The 16983-nt window shown below is 64.4% G+C and carries 13 protein-coding genes and 1 pseudogene; 9 read left to right on the top strand and 5 right to left on the bottom strand.

Annotation, left to right across the window (positions count from 1 at the left end; translation table 11 throughout):
* Positions 1–2 precede the first annotated feature (2 nt).
* From tmk to IVB31_RS12050, 8 genes are all read left to right on the top strand, one after another.
* A complete protein-coding gene (gene tmk, locus IVB31_RS12085; RefSeq protein ID WP_247322236.1) occupies positions 3–689 on the top strand; it encodes a dTMP kinase in 687 nt (228 codons plus the stop codon).
* Positions 686–1732, top strand: a complete 1047-nt coding sequence (locus IVB31_RS12080) for a DNA polymerase III subunit delta' (RefSeq protein ID WP_247322234.1) — start codon at positions 686–688, stop codon at positions 1730–1732. Before tmk ends, IVB31_RS12080 begins: the two co-directional genes overlap by 4 nt.
* A 108-nt stretch (positions 1733–1840) precedes the next feature.
* Positions 1841–3847, top strand: coding sequence for a methionine--tRNA ligase (gene metG, locus IVB31_RS12075; protein WP_247322232.1), 2007 nt, complete (start codon positions 1841–1843; stop codon positions 3845–3847).
* Between the two features lie 12 nt (positions 3848–3859).
* Positions 3860–4636, top strand: a complete 777-nt coding sequence (locus tag IVB31_RS12070) for a TatD family hydrolase (RefSeq protein ID WP_247322229.1) — start codon at positions 3860–3862, stop codon at positions 4634–4636.
* A gap of 13 nt (positions 4637–4649) precedes the next feature.
* Positions 4650–5447 (top strand): MBL fold metallo-hydrolase, encoded by a 798-nt coding sequence (locus tag IVB31_RS12065; RefSeq protein ID WP_247322227.1) that lies wholly within the window; start codon positions 4650–4652, stop codon positions 5445–5447.
* Between the two features lie 168 nt (positions 5448–5615).
* The gene (locus tag IVB31_RS12060) at positions 5616–6209 is read left to right on the top strand and encodes a TRAP transporter small permease (protein ID WP_247322224.1); all 594 of its coding nucleotides are present in this window, start codon (positions 5616–5618) and stop codon (positions 6207–6209) included.
* Positions 6210–6211: 2 nt separating this feature from the next.
* Positions 6212–7525, top strand: a complete 1314-nt coding sequence (locus tag IVB31_RS12055) for a TRAP transporter large permease subunit (RefSeq protein WP_247322223.1) — start codon at positions 6212–6214, stop codon at positions 7523–7525.
* Between the two features lie 38 nt (positions 7526–7563).
* Entirely contained in the window at positions 7564–8541 is a 978-nt protein-coding gene (locus IVB31_RS12050) for a TRAP transporter substrate-binding protein (protein WP_247322220.1), read from the top strand.
* Between the two features lie 63 nt (positions 8542–8604).
* Here the strand turns inward: IVB31_RS12050 and IVB31_RS12045 are convergent, their stop codons facing one another.
* The 3 genes from IVB31_RS12045 to IVB31_RS12035 are packed head-to-tail and all read right to left on the bottom strand — an operon-like array spanning position 8605 to position 13212.
* On the bottom strand, positions 8605–10254 hold the full coding sequence (locus IVB31_RS12045; RefSeq protein ID WP_247322217.1) for an acyl-CoA synthetase: 1650 nt from the start codon (positions 10252–10254) through the stop codon (positions 8605–8607).
* Positions 10255–10275: 21 nt separating this feature from the next.
* Positions 10276–12165 (bottom strand): TRAP transporter large permease subunit, encoded by a 1890-nt coding sequence (locus IVB31_RS12040; protein WP_247322215.1) that lies wholly within the window; start codon positions 12163–12165, stop codon positions 10276–10278.
* 15 nt (positions 12166–12180) lie between these two features.
* Positions 12181–13212, bottom strand: coding sequence for a TRAP transporter substrate-binding protein (locus tag IVB31_RS12035; protein WP_247322212.1), 1032 nt, complete (start codon positions 13210–13212; stop codon positions 12181–12183).
* A gap of 459 nt (positions 13213–13671) precedes the next feature.
* Here IVB31_RS12035 and IVB31_RS12030 point away from each other — a divergent pair.
* Positions 13672–14867: pseudogene (locus IVB31_RS12030) on the top strand (Xaa-Pro peptidase family protein).
* Positions 14868–14895: 28 nt separating this feature from the next.
* On the opposite strand, the gene IVB31_RS12025 reads toward IVB31_RS12030, so the two are convergent.
* A complete protein-coding gene (locus IVB31_RS12025; protein WP_247322210.1) occupies positions 14896–15279 on the bottom strand; it encodes a RidA family protein in 384 nt (127 codons plus the stop codon).
* Between the two features lie 41 nt (positions 15280–15320).
* Positions 15321–16982, bottom strand: coding sequence for a D-aminoacylase (locus IVB31_RS12020; protein ID WP_247322206.1), 1662 nt, complete (start codon positions 16980–16982; stop codon positions 15321–15323).
* Between the last annotated feature and the right edge of the window lies 1 nt (position 16983).

Below are 16983 nucleotides of genomic sequence, written 5' to 3'. Positions count from 1 at the left end.
TCATGAGTGAAAGCGCGGTAAAGTGGCCGTCCGGACGCGGACGCTTCGTCACCTTTGAAGGCGGCGAGGGGACGGGCAAGTCGACCCAGATCAAGAAGCTCGCCGACCGTCTCAAGGCGGCAAGGATGCGCATCCTCGTCACGCGCGAGCCGGGTGGGTCGCCGGGCGCCGAGATCATGCGCCATCTGGTGCTGTCGGGGATGGGCAAGCTGCTCGGGCCCGAGGCCGAGACGCTGCTGTTTGCGGCCGCCCGCGACGACCATGTCCGCACCGTGATCCAGCCCGCGCTCAACCAGGGCACCTGGGTGTTGTGCGATCGCTTCGCCGACTCGACGCGGGCCTATCAGGGCAGCCTCGGCCGCGTGCCGGCGGCGCTGATCAACGCGATGCAGCGGGTTACGATCGGCGATCTCAAGCCGGACCTCACCATCATCCTCGACCTGCCGGTCGAGATCGGCCTGCAGCGCGCGGCCGCACGCCGCGGCAGCGGCACGCCAGACAGGTTCGAGGCCGAGCAGCTCGGTTTCCACCAGGGCCTGCGCGAGGCCTATCGCAAGATCGCGGCGGACGATCCGGCGCGCTGCGTGCTGATCGACGCCAATTCCGATCCCGATACGGTTGCCGGACGCATCTGGGCCGCGCTGCGCGATCGTCTCCTTCCGACGCCGGCCTCAGTGGTGTCCGTATGAGCCCGCGCCAGACCGAGCGCGAAACCGCCATTCCTCATCCGCGCGAGACGAGCCGTCTGTTCGGCCATCGCGAGGCCGAGACCGCGCTGCTTGCCGCGTATCGCAGCGGGCGCATCCCGCATGCCTGGCTGATCGGCGGGCCGCAAGGCATCGGCAAGGCGACGCTGGCGTATCGGATGGCGCGCTTCGTGCTCGCTCACGGCCAGCCGCGGGCCGCGGCCGTGCAGCGCGCCGAAGATCTGGCCATCGATCCTGATAACGCGGTGGCGCGGCAAGTTGCGGCGAGCTCGCATGGCGGCCTGCTGACGCTGGAGCGCACTGCCAACGACCGCGGCGTGATGCGCACCGTGATCACCGTGGACGAGACGCGCGAGACGATCGGCTTCTTCGGCTCGACCGCAGCGGCCGAAGGTTGGCGAATCTGCATCGTCGATACCGTCGACGAGCTCAATCCGAATGCCGCCAACGCGCTGCTGAAGATTCTCGAGGAACCACCGCAGCAATCGCTGTTCCTGCTGGTGAGCCACGCGCCGGCCCGCGTCCTCGCCACGATCCAGTCGCGCTGCCGCAAGCTGCGTCTGCGTGCGCTCGCAACTGACGATGTGATTGGTGCAGCCGCCGCCACCGCCAATCTCGACCCGAACGATCCGGCGTTGCGCGAGGCGGCGGAGGCCTCCGAGGGCAGCGTCGCGCGGGCGCTGACTCTGCTCGGCGGTGATGCCCTGAAGCTCCAGCAACGCACGGCGGCGCTGCTGGCGCGACTGCCGCAGGTCGATCCGCGCGAATTGCACACGCTCGGCGATTCGCTTCCCATCAGCGACCGCGTCGCGCTTGCCGCCTTCATCGACGGCATCGATCGCTGGATCGCGGAACGCCTGCACGCCGACGAGGCCAATGCCAACCAGAACCTGCCGCGCCTTGCGCGCCTAGCTGAGGTATGGGAAAAGATCGTCCGCGCCGCGCGCGACACCGAAACCTATAATCTGGAGCGAAAGCCCTTGGTTTTCTCGGTGTTCGGCTGGCTGGCGGACGCAACGCGCTAAAGCATGATCCGGAAAAGTGCGCAGCGGTTTCCCCAGAGGATCATGCTCTAAACAATAACCTAACCCAGGTTCGTTTCCAAATTCGAGAAGCCGGTAAAGGAATTCATCGTGGCAACACGAGCTAAGAAAATCGCCAAGGCCAAGAGCAGCAAGAAGAAGGCTGCGAAGAAAGCCGTCAGGAAGGCCGCGAAGAAGGCTCAGAAGGCGAGTGCGCGCAAAGGTGCCAAGAAAGTCAAGAAGACTGCCGCCAAGAAAGGCGTGAAGAAGGGCGTGAAGAAGAGCGCGTCGAAGACATCAAATAAGGCGGGCAAGAAGGCTGCGAATAAGCAAGTCGCCGCCAAGAAGGTAGGGAAGAGCACCGCCAAGAAGCCAGCCAAGGCTCCGGCGAAGAAAACGGCCAAGAAGCCGAGGGTGACCGCACCTGCCGTGATTGCAGCTCCGGCTCCCGTCGCCGCTCCGCCCAAGACCGTGAAGCCCAAGGTGTTGAAGCCAAAGGTGTTGAAGCCGAAGACGCCGCGCGCGCCGAAGCCCGTCGCAGCACCGCAGGCTACCGCGACCGTCGCAGGCCTCGCGCGCGACAACGCCTTCTATATCACGACCGCGATCGCCTATCCCAATGGCAGTCCGCATATCGGCCACGCCTATGAAGCGATTGCGACCGACGTGCTGGCGCGCTTTGCGCGGCTCGACGGCAAGGACGTGTTCTTCCTGACCGGCACCGACGAGCACGGCCAGAAGATGGTCCAGACAGCGGCCAGTGAAAACATGTCCGCCGCGGAACTCGCCACCCGCAATGCCGCTCGTTTCAAGGAGATGGACGAGAGGTTGAACGTGTCGTTTGACCGTTTCATCCGCACCACCGAGGAGCAGCATCATCGCTCCAGCCAGGAGATCTGGCGGCGCATGGAAGCAAACGGCGACATCTACGCGGACATCTATGCCGGTTGGTACTCGGTGCGTGACGAAGCCTATTACGCCGAGGACGAGACGCGCCTGAACGACGACGGCGTGCGGCTCGGGCCGCAGGGCACACCGGTCGAATGGGTCGAGGAGAAGAGCTACTTTTTCCGCCTGTCGGCCTATCAGGACAGGCTGCTCAAGCTGTACGAGACGCAGCCCAATTTCATCGGTCCCGACTCGCGCAAGAACGAGGTCGTGAGCTTTGTACGAGGCGGCCTGCGCGATCTCTCGATCTCGCGCACGACGTTCGATTGGGGTGTCAAGGTCCCCGGTGACGAAGAGCACGTGATGTATGTCTGGGTCGATGCGCTCACCAATTACATCACCGGCGTCGGCTTTCCCGACGAGAGCGACAAGAACTGGGGCTATTGGCCTGCTGATGTTCACGTCATCGGCAAGGACATTATCCGCTTTCATGCAGTGTACTGGCCGGCTTTCCTGCTATCGGCCGGGATTCCGCTGCCGAAGCGGGTCTACGCCCACGGCTTCCTGTTCAGCAGGGGCGAGAAGATGTCGAAGTCGGTCGGCAACGTGGTCGACCCCTTCAACCTCGCCGACCAATACGGCGTCGACCAGATGCGCTATTTCTTCCTGCGCGAGGTGCCGTTCGGACAGGACGGCAACTACAATCACGAGGCCATCGTGGCGCGCATCAATGCCGATCTCGCCAACGACCTCGGCAATCTCGCGCAGCGCTCGCTGTCGATGATTGCCAAGCAGCTCAGTGGCGTGCTGCCGGAGCCCGGCGAATTCAGCGACAACGACAAGGCGATTTTGACGATGTCCGACGGCATGATCGCCGCGTCACGCGACGCCATGGCGGGCCAGCAGATCCATCACTGGCTCAACGCCGTATGGGCGGTGGTCGCGGAGGCCAACCGCTATTTCGCGGGCGAGGCGCCGTGGGCGCTCGCCAAGACCGATCCGGCGCGACAGAAGACGGTGCTCTATGTCACCGCCGAAGTCGTGCGCCAGATCGCGATCCTGGCCCAGCCGGCGATGCCGACCGCCTCGGGCTTGCTGCTCGACAGCCTCGGCATCCCCGAAGGCGAGCGCAATTTTGCGATGCTCGGCGGCGCCAGGCGTATCGCGCCGGGGGCGACCCTGCCAGCACCGACGCCGGCGTTCCCGCGCTACACCGAACCGGCGGCGTGAGGCGCTGGCACGATGCTGGTCGATAGCCACTGCCATCTGGATTTTCCCGACTTTGCGGAAGATCTCGACGGGATCGTGTCGCGGGCGCGGGCGGCCGGCATTGGCCGCATGGTCACGATCTCGACGCGGGTGCGCAAGCTGAATCAGCTTCTCGCCATCGCCGAGCGCTATGACGACGTCTATTGCTCGGTCGGCACTCATCCGCACAACGCGGACGAGGAGGACGGCATTGCGCCGGACGAGCTGATCGCGCTGACGCAGCATCCCAAGGTGGTCGCGCTCGGCGAAGCCGGGCTCGATTATTTCTACGACAATGGCGCACCGGAGGCGCAGGCGAGGGGGTTTCGCGCCCACATCGCTGCCGCGCGCGCCACCGGCTTGCCGCTGGTGATCCACACCCGCGAGGCGGACGAGGATTGCGGCCGTATCCTGGAGGAGGAGGCTGCGAAGGGATCGTTTCGCGCCGTGTTGCATTGTTACACCGGCGGACGCGCGCTGGCGTTGAAGGCCGTGTCGCTCGGGCTCTATATCGGCTTCACGGGCATCCTGACCTTCAAGAAGTCGGACGCCTTGCGCGCGCTTGCGGCCGAACTGCCGTCCGATCGTATTCTGGTGGAAACAGACTCGCCCTACCTTGCGCCGGGGAAGTTCCGAGGCAAGCGCAACGAGCCGGCCTATGTGGTCGAGGTCGCAAAAGTGCTCGCCGAAACCCGCGGTGTGTCGTTTGATGAGATCTCGCGCCAGACAAGCGAAAACTTCTTTCGCCTGTTTTCCAGGGTGAAAGCTTGAGGTTGGGGGCCGCATGACTCTGACGCTGACGATCCTGGGCTGCGGCTCCTCCGCCGGTGTGCCGCGCCCGGCGCTCGGTTGGGGCGCCTGCGATCCCAATAATCCCAAGAACCGCCGCCGCCGCTGCTCTCTGCTGGTCGAGCAGACATCGGGCGAGGGCACCACGCGCATCGTGATCGACACCTCGCCGGACCTGCGCGAGCAATTGCTTTCGACCAATGTCGACCACATCGACGCGGTGTTCCTGACCCACGAGCACGCCGACCAGACTCACGGCATGGACGATCTGCGTTCGGTCGTGATGCATATGCGCCGGCGGATTCCGACCTATCTCAACCAAACGACTGCGAACGACATCATGTCGCGGTTCTCCTATTGCTTCGTCTCGCCGGAGGGCAGCGACTATCCGCCGATCCTGACGCGCCAATCGATCGAGGCCGGCGAAAGCCAGACCATCGAGGGGAAGGGCGGCGCGGTGACGATGACCGCTTTCCTGGTGCAGCACGGCAACATTCCCGCGCTGGGCTATCGCATCGGCGACGCCGCCTACACGCCCGATCTCAACGACATCCCGCGCGAGAGTTTTGGCGCACTGGAAAACCTCGACCTCTGGATCGTCGACGGCCTGCGCTACACCAGCCATGTCAGCCATTTCAGCATCAACGACGCGTTGTCCTGGATCGACCGCTTCAAGCCGAAGCGCGCCGTCATCACCAACATGACCGCCGACGTCGATTACGAGGTCATCCGGCAGTCGCTGCCGGCGGGAGTGGTGCCCGCGTATGACGGGCTGCGGCTGGAAACGCGCTGAACCTGCGGTAGAAATTCCGGCACGGGCCGGCATACTCCTTGCTTGCGCCTGACCCATCATGTTGATCTAACGTCTGAAAGACAGGCGCTGGGGCAGGGGCGATATTCAAGCAGGAACTGGCACGCGGTCTGCAATCGCCAAGGCCGTTTGAATCGCCTCGTGTGAGGATTGGGGATCGCGTTGGCAGGGGACGATGTAACGAACCGAGGACTGGTGCGACGCGCCCTGGATCTCCTTTATCTCGGTGCGGGCTACGCTGCCGGCGTCTTCATGGTTGCGATCTTCGCAATCATGATGGTCATGTCGGTCGGGCGCCAGTTTGCGATCAACATTCCCGCCGGCGATGATTTCGCGTCCTGGTGCATGGCCGCGATGGCTTTTCTCGGACTCGCTCACACCTTCAAGCGCGGGGAGATGATCCGCGTCGGCATGCTGCTGGAGCGTCTGCACGGGCGCACCAAGCAGGTTGCTGAGGTCATGGCGCTCGGTATTGCCACCTCTTTCATCCTCTATTTCACCTGGCATGCCGTGCAGATGACCTATGATTCCTGGCGCTTCAACGACGTGGCGCAGGGCGTCGTCGCCCTTCCGCTCTGGATTCCGCAGCTCGGGTTTGCCGGCGGGCTTGTGATCCTGTCGATCGCGCTCATTGATGAAATGGTCAGTGTCGTCTGCGGCAACCGGCCGAGCTACGAGAAGGGCTCGCCGGACGAGACCCCGGACGAATTCATCGAGCGCATCTCGCAGGGCGGCGGAGGTTGACGATGGCCAATCTCGGCATGATCGAGCTGGCGTTCGTCCTGCTCGGCGTCATGATCCTGCTGCTGGGAAGCGGCGTCTGGATCGCGGTCTCGCTCGGCCTCGTCGGATTCGTGGCGATGGCGCTGACGACGAGCCTGCCGCTCGGCGCGGTGCTCGCTACCACGACATGGAGCGCCAGCTCGTCGTGGACACTGGCGGCACTGCCCCTGTTCATCTGGATGGGCGAGATCCTCTTCCGTACCAAATTGTCGGAAGAAATGTTCCGGGGCCTGTCGCCCTGGGTTCAGTGGCTGCCCGGGCGCCTGACTCATGTCAACGTGATCGGCTGCGGTATCTTCGCGGCGGTGTCGGGCTCGTCGGCGGCGACCTGTGCGACCATCGGCAAGATCGCGCTACCCGAGCTCGACAAGCGTGGCTACGACAAGGGCTTGAGTCTCGGCTCGCTCGCGGGCTCCGGCACGCTCGGACTCCTGATCCCGCCGTCGATCCCGATGGTGGTCTATGCGGTCACGGCGAATGTCTCCGTGCTTCAGGTCTTCCTGGGCGGTTTTCTGCCGGGGGTGCTCGTGATGGTGCTTTATTCCGGCTACATCATCATCTGGTCGCTGCTGAACCCGAAGAAGGTTCCGCCGCGTGATCCCCCGATGTCGTTTCGCCAGAAGCTGCGCGCGTCGGCCAGGCTTGCGCCCTGCCTGTTGCTGATCCTGGCGGTCTTCCTCTCGCTCGTGCTCGGCTTTGCGACGGCGACGGAATGCGCCGCGTGGGGCGTCACGGGTGCGCTGCTGCTGGCGTGGTGGAGCGGCACGCTCTCGCGCACGAACTTCCTCGAAAGCATCATGAGCGCGACGCGCCTGACCTGCATGATCATGCTGATCCTGGCGGGCGCAGCCTACACCACGGCTGCGATGGCCTATACGGGCATTCCGGCGGCACTCGCCACCTGGGTCCAGGGCCAACAGCTCACGCCTGGCATGCTCGCGCTGTATCTGAGCGTCATGTATATCATCCTCGGCTGCCTGATCGACGGCATCTCGATGATCGTTCTGACCGCCGTGATCGTGCTGCCGATGGTCAGGCAGGCCGGTCTCGACCTGGTCTGGTTCGGCGTCTATCTCATCATCCACGTCGAAATGGCTCAGATCACGCCGCCGGTCGGTTTCAATCTGTTCGTGCTCCAGAACATGAGCGGGCGCGACACTTTCACCGTTGCGCGGGCGGCATTCCCGTTCTTTGTGCTGCTGCTGGCCGCGGTGTTCATCATCACGGAGTATCCGCAGATCGTTCTGTTTCTGCCCAAGCTCGCTTTCCCCGACTGATCGCGCCAAGTTTCAAATTGACCGTGAGGAGAAGTCCGATGAAGTCTCGTTTAGCCCGTGCAGGCCTGATAGCCGGCGTCATGCTGGCCGTAACACCCGCTTTGGCTCAGACCAAATGGAATTTGCCGGCAGCATATCCCGCCGACAATCCGCATTCGGAGAATCTGGTCGCGTTCGCCAAGGACGTCGATGCCGCGACGTCCGGCAAGCTCCAGATCACGGTTCATCCCGGCGCCTCGCTGTTCAAGGCACCCGACATCAAGCGCGCGGTGATGACTGGGCAGGCGCAGATGGGCGAAGTATTGCTGTCGATCCACGAGAACGAGGATCCGGTGTTCGGGATCGACGTGGTGCCGTTTCTCGCGACCAGCTTCCCGGCGGCGATGAAACTGTATCAGGCGTCGAAGCCGCTGATTGCCAAGAAGCTCGATGCGCAGGGTCTCAAGCTCCTGTTCGTCGTGCCGTGGGCGCCACAGGGCGTCTATGTCAACAAGCCGCTTGCGACGATCGAAGACATGAAAGGCCTGAAATGGCGGGCCTATAACGTTGGAACCGCGCGCATTGGCGAGCTGGTCGGCGCGCAGTCCGTCACCATCCAGGCCGCCGAGCTGCCGCAGGCACTTGCGACCGGGGTCGTGAATTCCTTCATGTCGTCGGGCGGCACGGGCTACGATGCGAAGGCATGGGAGTCGTTGAAGTACTTCTATGACGTGCAAGCCTGGATCCCGAAGGACTACACCTTCGTCAACAAGGCCGCGTTCGACGCGCTCGACAAGCCGACCCAGGAGGCCATTCTCAAGGCCGCCGCGACCGCGGAAACGCGCGGCTGGAAGGCCTGGGAGGACAAGAGCACCTGGTACATCGATCAGCTCAAGGCGAAGGGCATGACCGTCGAACCGCCGACGCCCGCACTCAAGGCCGGCTTCCAGAAGATCGGCGAACAGCTCACCTCCGACTGGCTCAAGAAAGCAGGGCCCGACGGCCAGGCGCTGATCGAGGCCTACAAGAAGATGTAACGAGGGAGAGGTCTTTCGCCCGCCGCCGTCCGGCGTGCGGGCGGACGGCTCCCCAGGGTTCGCTCAGGTCGAGATCGCCTTCGCCGATCCCATTTCGTTGCGAAGCAGGAATTTCTGGATCTTTCCCGTCGATGTTTTCGGGATCGGCCCGAACAGCACGGCCTTCGGCGTCTTGAAGCCGCTCATATGCGCGCGGCAGAAGGCGATGATGTCGGCTTCGCTCGCGCTGGCGCCGTCCTTCAGCTCGACGAAGGCGCAGGGCACTTCGCCCCATTTCGGATCGGGCTTTGCGACCACGGCGGCGAACAGCACGGCCGGGTGCTTGTAGAGGATGTCCTCGACCTCGACGGAGGAAATGTTCTCGCCGCCGGAGATGATGATGTCCTTGGAGCGATCCTTGATGATGACGTAGCCGTGCGCGTCGAGCACGCCGAGGTCGCCGGTGTGAAACCAGCCGCCTTCGAAGGCGTCCTTCGTCGCCTTGTCGTTCTTGAGGTAGCCCTTCATGACGATATTGCCGCGGAACATAACCTCGCCGATGGTCTCGCCGTCGCGCGGTACTTGCCTCATGGTCTGGGGATCGATGACGGTGACGCCTTCCTCGAGCGGGTAGGGCACGCCCTGCCGCCGCTTCAGGCTGGCGCGCTCGGCTGCGGGCAGGTCATCCCAGCCGGGCTGCTCGGCGCAGACGGAGGCGGGGCCGTAGACTTCGGTCAGGCCGTACACGTGCGTCAGCTTGATGCCGATGCTCTCGGCGCCTTCGAGCACGGCGACGGGCGGCGCCGCGCCGGCGATCAGGCCGACGACCTGGCGCGCGGCGGCGCCCTTCGGCGCATCCGGTGCGTTGATCAGCGTATTGTAGACGATCGGCGCGCCGCACATGTGGGTGACGCCGTGCTGCTTGATCAGCGCGAAGATTTTTGTCGGCTCGACCTTGCGCAGGCAGACATTGATGCCGGCTGCCGCCGCGATGGTCCAGGGGAAGCACCAGCCGTTGCAGTGAAACATCGGCAGCGTCCAGAGATAGACCGGATGCTGGCCGAGATTGCCCGCGAGGATATTGCTGACGGCATTCAGATAGGCGCCGCGATGATGGGTGACGACGCCCTTGGGATTGCCCGTGGTGCCAGATGTGTAGCTCAGCGCGATCGCGTCCCATTCGTCGCTCGGCGGGATCGCCGCGAAATCCGGATCGTCTTGTGCGACGGCGGCCTCGTACTCGATCTCGCCGATACGGCTGCCGCCCTTGAACGCGGAATCGTCGACGTCGACCACGAACGGCTTTGGTCCGCTCATCTGCGCGAGCGCATCGGTGATCACGCTAGAGAATTCCGGATCGACCAGGATGATCCTGGCGCCGCCATGGTCGAGCTGGAACGCGATCGAGGGCGCGTCGAGGCGGATGTTGAGCGCGTTGAGCACGGCACCCGTCATGGGCACCGCGAAATGCGCCTCGTTCATCGCCGGAACGTTCGGCAGCATCGCCGCGACGGTGTCGCCGACGCCGATGCCCTTGCGCGCGAGATAAGACGCAAAACGTCGGCAGCGCGCGTAGGTTTGCGCCCAGGTGAAGCTGCGCCCCTCGTAGACCGTGCTGACATGATCGGGATAGACCGCGGCGCTGCGCGCGAGGAAGCTCAACGGGCTCAGCGGCACGTAGTTGGCGGGCGTCTTGTCGAGGCCGGTATTGTACTGGTTCTGCCGCTCGCTCATCGATACCTCCTCAAAAGCGTCTCAAAGGAATCCGATCGATATCCAGGGGAAGACCGCGACGACGATCAATCCCACCAGCAGCGCCAGCAGATAGCCCCAGATCGGCCTGATGCCTTCGGCCGGATCGACGCGTCCGATGGCGCAGGCGGCATAATAGCCGACCCCGAAGGGCGGGGCGAACAGCCCGATGCCCATCGCAAGGATGATCACCATCGCGTAGTGCACCTCGTGGACGCCGACGGCGCGCGCAATCGGAAACAGCAGCGGCCCGAACAGCACGATCGCCGGGATGCCCTCCAGCACGCTGCCGAGGATGGTGAAGGCCAGGATCGAGACGGCGATGAAGGTCGCCGCTCCCCCGGGCAATCCAGTCATGGCGGAGGCCAGCGAGCGCGAGAAGCCGGATTGCGTCAGCCCCCAGGCCATGCCGGTCGCAGTGCCGATGATCAGGAGGATTGCCCCCGACAAAGCCGCCGTCTCGACCAGCATCGGAAACAGCCGCCGCCAGTCGAAGCGGCGGTAGACGAGGAGGCCGACCAAGGCGCCATAGACGATGCCGATGGTGGAGACTTCGGTGGCGGTGGCGATGCCCTCGACCACGGCGTAGCGGATCACGAAGGGCAGCGCGAGCGCGGGCAGGGCGATGATGAAGGTCTTGCCGATCTCGCAACCCGTGGCGCGGCGGACGTGGCTCATGTCCTCGTGGCGGTAGCGCCACCACACCAGCATGCACAGCGTGATCGCGAGCACCACGCCGGGCAGGAGGCCGCCGGTGAACAGCGCGGCGATCGAGACGCCCGTCACCGATCCGATCGTGATCAGCACCAGGCTCGGCGGAATGGTCTCGGTCTGGGCCCCCGTCGCCGCAAGGAGCGCAACGAGATCGCCCGGCTTGGCGCCGCGCTGCTTCATCTCCGGAAACAGCACGGGTGCGACCGCGGCCATGTCTGCCGCCTTGGCGCCGGAGATGCCGGAGACCAGGTACATGGCGCCGACCAGCACGTAATGCAGGCCGCCGCGGACATGGCCGAGCAGGCTCGCCAGGAACGCCACCATGGCGCGCGCCATGCCGGTCATCTCGATCAGAAGCCCCAAAAACACGAACAGTGGCACCGAGAGCAGGATGAGGTGGCTCATGCCCTCGTCCATCCGCCCGACCAGAACCATGACCGGCGTGCGCGTGGTCAGCGCCAGATAGCCGAAGATGGCAAGGCCGAAGCCGAACGCAATGGGAACGCCGGCGAACACACAGAAGCCGGCCACGCCGACGAAGAAGATGACGAGATTGAGATTGCCGAGCGGCCGCAGATAAGGCTGCGCCAGCCAGAACAAGCCGACGACGAGGGCAACGGACACCACGGCTGTCAGCACCATGCGGTAATCGGCTGCACGCAGCAGCCGCAACAGCGCGAACGCTGCCATCAGGCAGATGCCGACCGGCAGCGCCGCGGCGCGCCACATATTCGAGATCTGCAGCGCCGGCGTGGTGATGAAACTTTCCTCGTAGGCGTAATCCCACGACGGCCAGACGATCAGCGCCAGGAAGGCCAGCGCCGCGCAGGTTGCCACCAGATCGAGCCAGGCGCGTATCGCCGGCTTGGTGCTGGCGACGATCGCGGTCATGCGCATATGCTCGGAGCGGCGGAACGCGACCGCCGCGCCCAGCATCGCGAGCCACAGGAACAGGATCGAGGCGAGCTCGTCGGACCAGATCAGCGGCCGGTGCAGGCCATAGCGCGCGACCACGCCGGCAAACAGGATCGCGATCTCGGCGACCACCAAAATGGCCGCCGGGATTTCGACGAGGCGACCGAGTACGCGCTCCGTTGAGGCGAGCAGCGAAGGTCGGCGAGGGGACCGAACAGTCGTCTCGCCCGCCACTCCACTCACCTCGACATCGATATGAGCCATGACGGCTCCAACGCGTTACGACAGCTTGCCGACGGCCTTTTCCAGCAAATCCCAGGCCTGGTCGCCATATTTGCCCTTCCACTCGGCATAGAAGCCGGCGGACCGCAGCTTGTCGCGGAACGGCGCGACGGTGGGCTGGTTGAAGGTCAGGCCCTTGCCCGCGAGCTCCTGCTGGAGATTGGCATTGAGCTTGGCGGTATCCTCACGTTCCTTGACCGCGGCGGCATTGATGTTCTTGGCGACGATGGTACGCACATCCTCCGGCAGGCTGCTCCAGGCCTTGCGGTTGGCCAGGAACCAGAAGCCGTCCCACATGTGGTTGGTCAGCGAGCAGTATTTCTGCACCTCGTAGAGTTTTGCGGTCGAGATGATCGCCAGCGGGTTCTCCTGGCCTTCGACGATCCTGGTCTGCAGCGCGGAATAGACCTCCGCGAAATTGATCGAGGCGGGCGCCGCATCGAACGCCTTGAACATCGAGGTCCACAGCGGCGACACCGGCACGCGGATCTTGAAGCCCTTGAGGTCGTCAGGACCGGTGATCGGCTTGCTCGACGACGTGGTCTGGCGGAAGCCGTTGTCCCAGATCTTGTCCATGACCTCGAGCCCGGCCTTCTTGATCTCGCCGCGGACGAAGGCACCGAGATCGCCGTCCATGGCCTTCCAGACCGTGTCGTAGTCCGGGAACGCAAAGCCGATGCCGTTGATGGACGCGGCGGGTACCAGCGTCGACAGGATCAGCCCCGACAGCGTGAAGAACTCGACGCCGCCGGAGCGGATCTGGCTCAGCATGTCGGTATCGGACCCGAGCTGGTTGTTCGGGAAGATCTGCAGGTCGAATTTGCCGTTGGTCTCGGCCTTGATCGCCGCGGCCATCTCCTTGGCGCGCAAATTCAGCGGATGGGTGTCCGGCAGGTTGTTGGCGTATTTGTAGGTGAACTCGGCGCTCTGGGCGCGGGCCACATGGGGCGCACTGAGGCCGCCCAGGACCGCGGTCGCGGCGGAGGCCTTGAGAAGCGTGCGTCGGGAAAAGCGCGTCGAAAAGACCATGGGTCTGCTTCCTCGGGAAAGTTTGTTGTTGTTCTGAGACGCAAACCATACGGACGTCGGGTCAGAAGGTCATCTGCGATCTCGCGAAGCCTCGCTTATTGCAGCCGGACATCCTCACGGCAATATCGGCTTTCGGAGGCATGGGCAGGATTCAAAAGCTGAGAAACAAACCCATGCAAAGGTGCCGTCGTTGGCCGACACGACGTGCGACGGTCGGAGCGAAAACGGACAGAGAGCGAAGGTTCGGTGGGAGGAATTCCGGCTAAATAACTGATCTAATTATAGATAAATATATTCCATAATATACCTTATGCGAATCAAGGATATCGGTGTGCGCAGGTCAGCCCGGCCTAATCGACGGCTACCGCGGACCCTGCTCCCGGCTCAGAATTGTCCCTAATACGAGCTCAGACACCGGACGCAGCCAGACAAGTCGCGCCGGCCATTGGGAGGTTCGTCATGCAGGAGAATGTTGCTCGCGCGGCCGGCTCGCGCGCCATTCCATTCGACGCGGCCAAGCTCGATCGTCTGATGGAGGCTGCCGGCCTCGACGTGCTGGTCGCGACCTCCAAGCACAATGTGCAGTACCTGCTGGGGGCTGAGCGCGCGATCTTCTTCGACTACATGGATGCGCTGGGTGTCAGCCGCTATTTGCCGGTCCTGGTCTATCCCAAGGGCGCGCCTGAGCACGCGGTTTATGTCGGCCACCGGCTGGAGACCCACCAACGCAGTGTTGCGCCGCCTTGGGTGGCGCAGGTTCGGACCGAGTCCAACGGTTCGGTCGATGCGGTCACCCGGGCGGTAAGCCTGATCCGCGACGCCGGCGTGCCCTTGAAGCGGGTCGGGGTCGAGATGGCGTTCCTGCCGATGGATGCGGGCCGGGCGCTGGCCGACGCCCTGCCCGGCGCCGAGCTCAAGGACGCGCTGCTGGTGCTGGAGCGGCTGCGCGCGGTGAAGTCGCCAGATGAACTGGCCAAGCTCAAGACCGCATCCGAGCTGGTGATTGCGTCGATGCTGGAGGTGATCGCGGGTCACGGCAGGGCACGACCAAGCAGCAATTGTCGGACGCCTTGCGCATCGCCGAAGCCAAGCGCGGGCTGACGTTTGAGTATTGCTTGCTCGCTTGCGGCAACAGCCACAACCGGGCGCCGTCGGCGCAGCGCTGGGAGCAAGGCGATGTGCTGTCACTGGATTCCGGCGGCAACTACCACGGCTATATCGGCGACCTCGCGCGCATGGCCGTGCTCGGCGAGCCCGATGCCGAGTTGAAGGACTGTCTGGCGGAGATCGAAGCGGTCCAGCGTGCCGCCTTCGCCGCGGTCCGGCCCGGCGCCATGGGCGGCGACATCTACGTCGCGGCCGAGCGGCAGCTCGCGAAGATCAGCCAGCGCGACTGCACGGACTTTTTGGCCCACGGCATGGGCCTCGTCAGCCACGAGGCCCCTCGCCTGACCGCCAAGGGGCCGGTGCCCTACGACGACACGGATGCCCGCCTGCCGCTCGAAGCCGGCATGGTGGTGTCGATCGAGACCACGATGAAGCATCCCAAGCGCGGGTTCATCAAGCTGGAGGACACGGTTGCGGTAACGGCGACGGGGCACGAGATCTTTGGCGAAGGCGGGCGCGGGTGGAATGCCGGCGGCAACGGGCGCTAGTCAGAAGTGAAATCTTGCGCGCCCTCGCTCACTTGCGATAGGCGACGCAGTCGATTTCCACCTTGCAGTCCACCACCATGCTCGACACCACGCACGCGCGTGCAGGCGGATGGGCGCCGAAGTATTCGGCAAAGACCTTGTTGAAGCTTTGAAAGTCTCTGGGATCGTCGAGCCAGACGCCGCAGCGCACGACATCCTTGGGCTCGTAGCCGGCCTCGGCCAGGATGGCGAGCAGATTGCGGATGGCCTTGTGCGATTGCGGGATGATGCCGCCCTCGATCACTTCGCCTTTCTCCATCGGCGTCTGCCCCGACACGTAGAGCCAGCCGTCGGCCTCCACGGCGCGGGCAAACGGAAGATGCTGGCCGCCCGTACCGGTGCCGCCGGCCACGCCGTATCGTTTCAGGGTCATTGCGTATCGTCCTGTGTGTGATGGTTGAAACTGCGGTGCCGTCAGCCGGCGATCAAGGTCCGGCCGGGACGCGCGAAGGTGCTGCGTCCCTCTGTGACGACGGCCTCGCCCGCGACGAACACCGAACGAATGCCCGCGGGAATTTCAGTCGGCGCCTCGAACGTCGCTTTGTCCATGATGGTATCGTCAAACAGAGTGAGGTCCGCGGTCATGCCCGGCCGCAGGATGCCGCGGTCGGAAAGGCCGAAGCGCTGGGCAGGCATCGCGGTCATCCGCCGCACGGCATCTTCCAAAGTCAGCCAGCCGTGCTCACGCGTCAGCCGGCCGGCGACGCGCGGGAAACTGCCATAGGCGCGCGGATGTGGCTTGGTGCCCGGGCGCGGGATGCCGTCGGAGCCGACCATGTGCAACCGATGGGTGAAGGCCGCGCGCAAATCGGCCTCATCGAGCTGGAACATGATGATGCCGGTCTGGCCTTGGTCTTCCTCGATGCACCGAACCATCAGATCGAACGGCGAGATGCTGAGCTCGCGCGCGGCATCGACCATCGACTTGCCCTCGAGCGCCTTCAGCGCGGGATTGCCGGTGCCAGAAATGCGCACATTGTGCCAGCCGATCAGCACGATCTTGGACTGCGCGGCATGGGGATCGGGATCACCCTCCTCCACCAGCACGCGCATCGCCTCGCGCTTCGCAGGATCGCGCAGCCGCGTGCGCAGGGCGTCGATGCCCCCCTCGAGCGCAGCCGGCGGCAGCAATTGCAGCATGTAGGAACTGCCGGCGGGATACGGATACATGTCGAAGGAGATGTCGATCCCCTCCGCGCGCGCAGCCTCGAGCCGTTCGAGGGCTTTGGGAATGGCGCCCCAGTTCGGCTTACCCGCCGATTGCAGATGCGACAACAGCCCCGCCGCGCCGGAGGCGCGCAGGATCGCGATGAACTCGTCGATGGATGTCAGCAAACCCGCTTCGTAGCTGCGGATATGTGCCGTGAGCAGCTTTCCATGCGCGCGCACGGTCGCTGCCAGCGCGCAGAGTTCGTTGCTGTCGGCATAGGCGCTCGGCGGATAGACGAGGCCGAGCGATAGGCCGGCGGCGCCCTGGCTGAGTTGCTGCGCAAGCAGCGCCTGCATCGCGGCGACCTCCTGGTCCGTAGCCGGGCGGCGTTCGTAACCGAGAACGGCGAGCCGGATCGCGGCATGCCCGACCAGGGAGACTAGATTGAGCGCCACACCCGGCCCCTCCAAGGCTCGTCGGTAGCCGTCGAAACTGTCGAAGACTTCGTTCGCCCGGGTTTCACCGGCAAGTCCCGAGAAGTGCTGGCGCAGCATCTCGGCGGAGTCTGCGTTTGCCGGATAGAGCGAGAAGCAGCAATTGCCGACCACAAGCGTGGTCACGCCCTGCAACACTTTCTCGGGCCTGTCGGGCTCGCGCAGGCAGATCAGGTCGTCATGGCAATGAGCGTCGATGAAGCCGGGCGCGAGATAGCACCCGCGCGCGTCGATGATGTCGGCTCCGTCAGCAGGCAAGGAGGCGCCGATTGCCGCGATACGGCTGCCGCTGATGCGCAGGTCGGCCGCGAACCACGGCGCGCCGGTGCCGTCGATCAGCCGCGCATTGCGGATGAGGGTATCCTTGTTCCCGCCTTGGTTCGGACCTTGGCCTGTTCCTCGGCCTGTTCCTTGGCTTGTTCCTTGGGGCATG

Origin of the sequence: Bradyrhizobium sp. 21 (genome assembly GCF_023073335.1) — a bacterium.
Lineage (GTDB): Bacteria > Pseudomonadota > Alphaproteobacteria > Rhizobiales > Xanthobacteraceae > Bradyrhizobium.
Note: the sequence above shows the minus strand (reverse complement) of the source record. Positions and strands in the feature narration are given on the sequence as shown.

What these genes read in the sequence shown, in the direction of transcription:
- IVB31_RS12050 (WP_247322220.1), top strand. Translation starts at nt 7,564, where the DNA reads ATGAAGTCTCGTTTAGCCCGTGCAGGCCTGATAGCCGGCGTCATGCTG.
- IVB31_RS12080 (WP_247322234.1), top strand. Translation starts at nt 686, where the DNA reads ATGAGCCCGCGCCAGACCGAGCGCGAAACCGCCATTCCTCATCCGCGC.
- IVB31_RS12020 (WP_247322206.1), bottom strand. Translation starts at nt 16,982, where the DNA reads ATGCCCCAAGGAACAAGCCAAGGAACAGGCCGAGGAACAGGCCAAGGT.
- IVB31_RS12055 (WP_247322223.1), top strand. Translation starts at nt 6,212, where the DNA reads ATGGCCAATCTCGGCATGATCGAGCTGGCGTTCGTCCTGCTCGGCGTC.
- IVB31_RS12040 (WP_247322215.1), bottom strand. Translation starts at nt 12,165, where the DNA reads ATGGCTCATATCGATGTCGAGGTGAGTGGAGTGGCGGGCGAGACGACT.
- IVB31_RS12025 (WP_247322210.1), bottom strand. Translation starts at nt 15,279, where the DNA reads ATGACCCTGAAACGATACGGCGTGGCCGGCGGCACCGGTACGGGCGGC.
- IVB31_RS12045 (WP_247322217.1), bottom strand. Translation starts at nt 10,254, where the DNA reads ATGAGCGAGCGGCAGAACCAGTACAATACCGGCCTCGACAAGACGCCC.
- tmk (WP_247322236.1), top strand. Translation starts at nt 3, where the DNA reads ATGAGTGAAAGCGCGGTAAAGTGGCCGTCCGGACGCGGACGCTTCGTC.
- IVB31_RS12070 (WP_247322229.1), top strand. Translation starts at nt 3,860, where the DNA reads ATGCTGGTCGATAGCCACTGCCATCTGGATTTTCCCGACTTTGCGGAA.
- IVB31_RS12065 (WP_247322227.1), top strand. Translation starts at nt 4,650, where the DNA reads ATGACTCTGACGCTGACGATCCTGGGCTGCGGCTCCTCCGCCGGTGTG.
- IVB31_RS12035 (WP_247322212.1), bottom strand. Translation starts at nt 13,212, where the DNA reads ATGGTCTTTTCGACGCGCTTTTCCCGACGCACGCTTCTCAAGGCCTCC.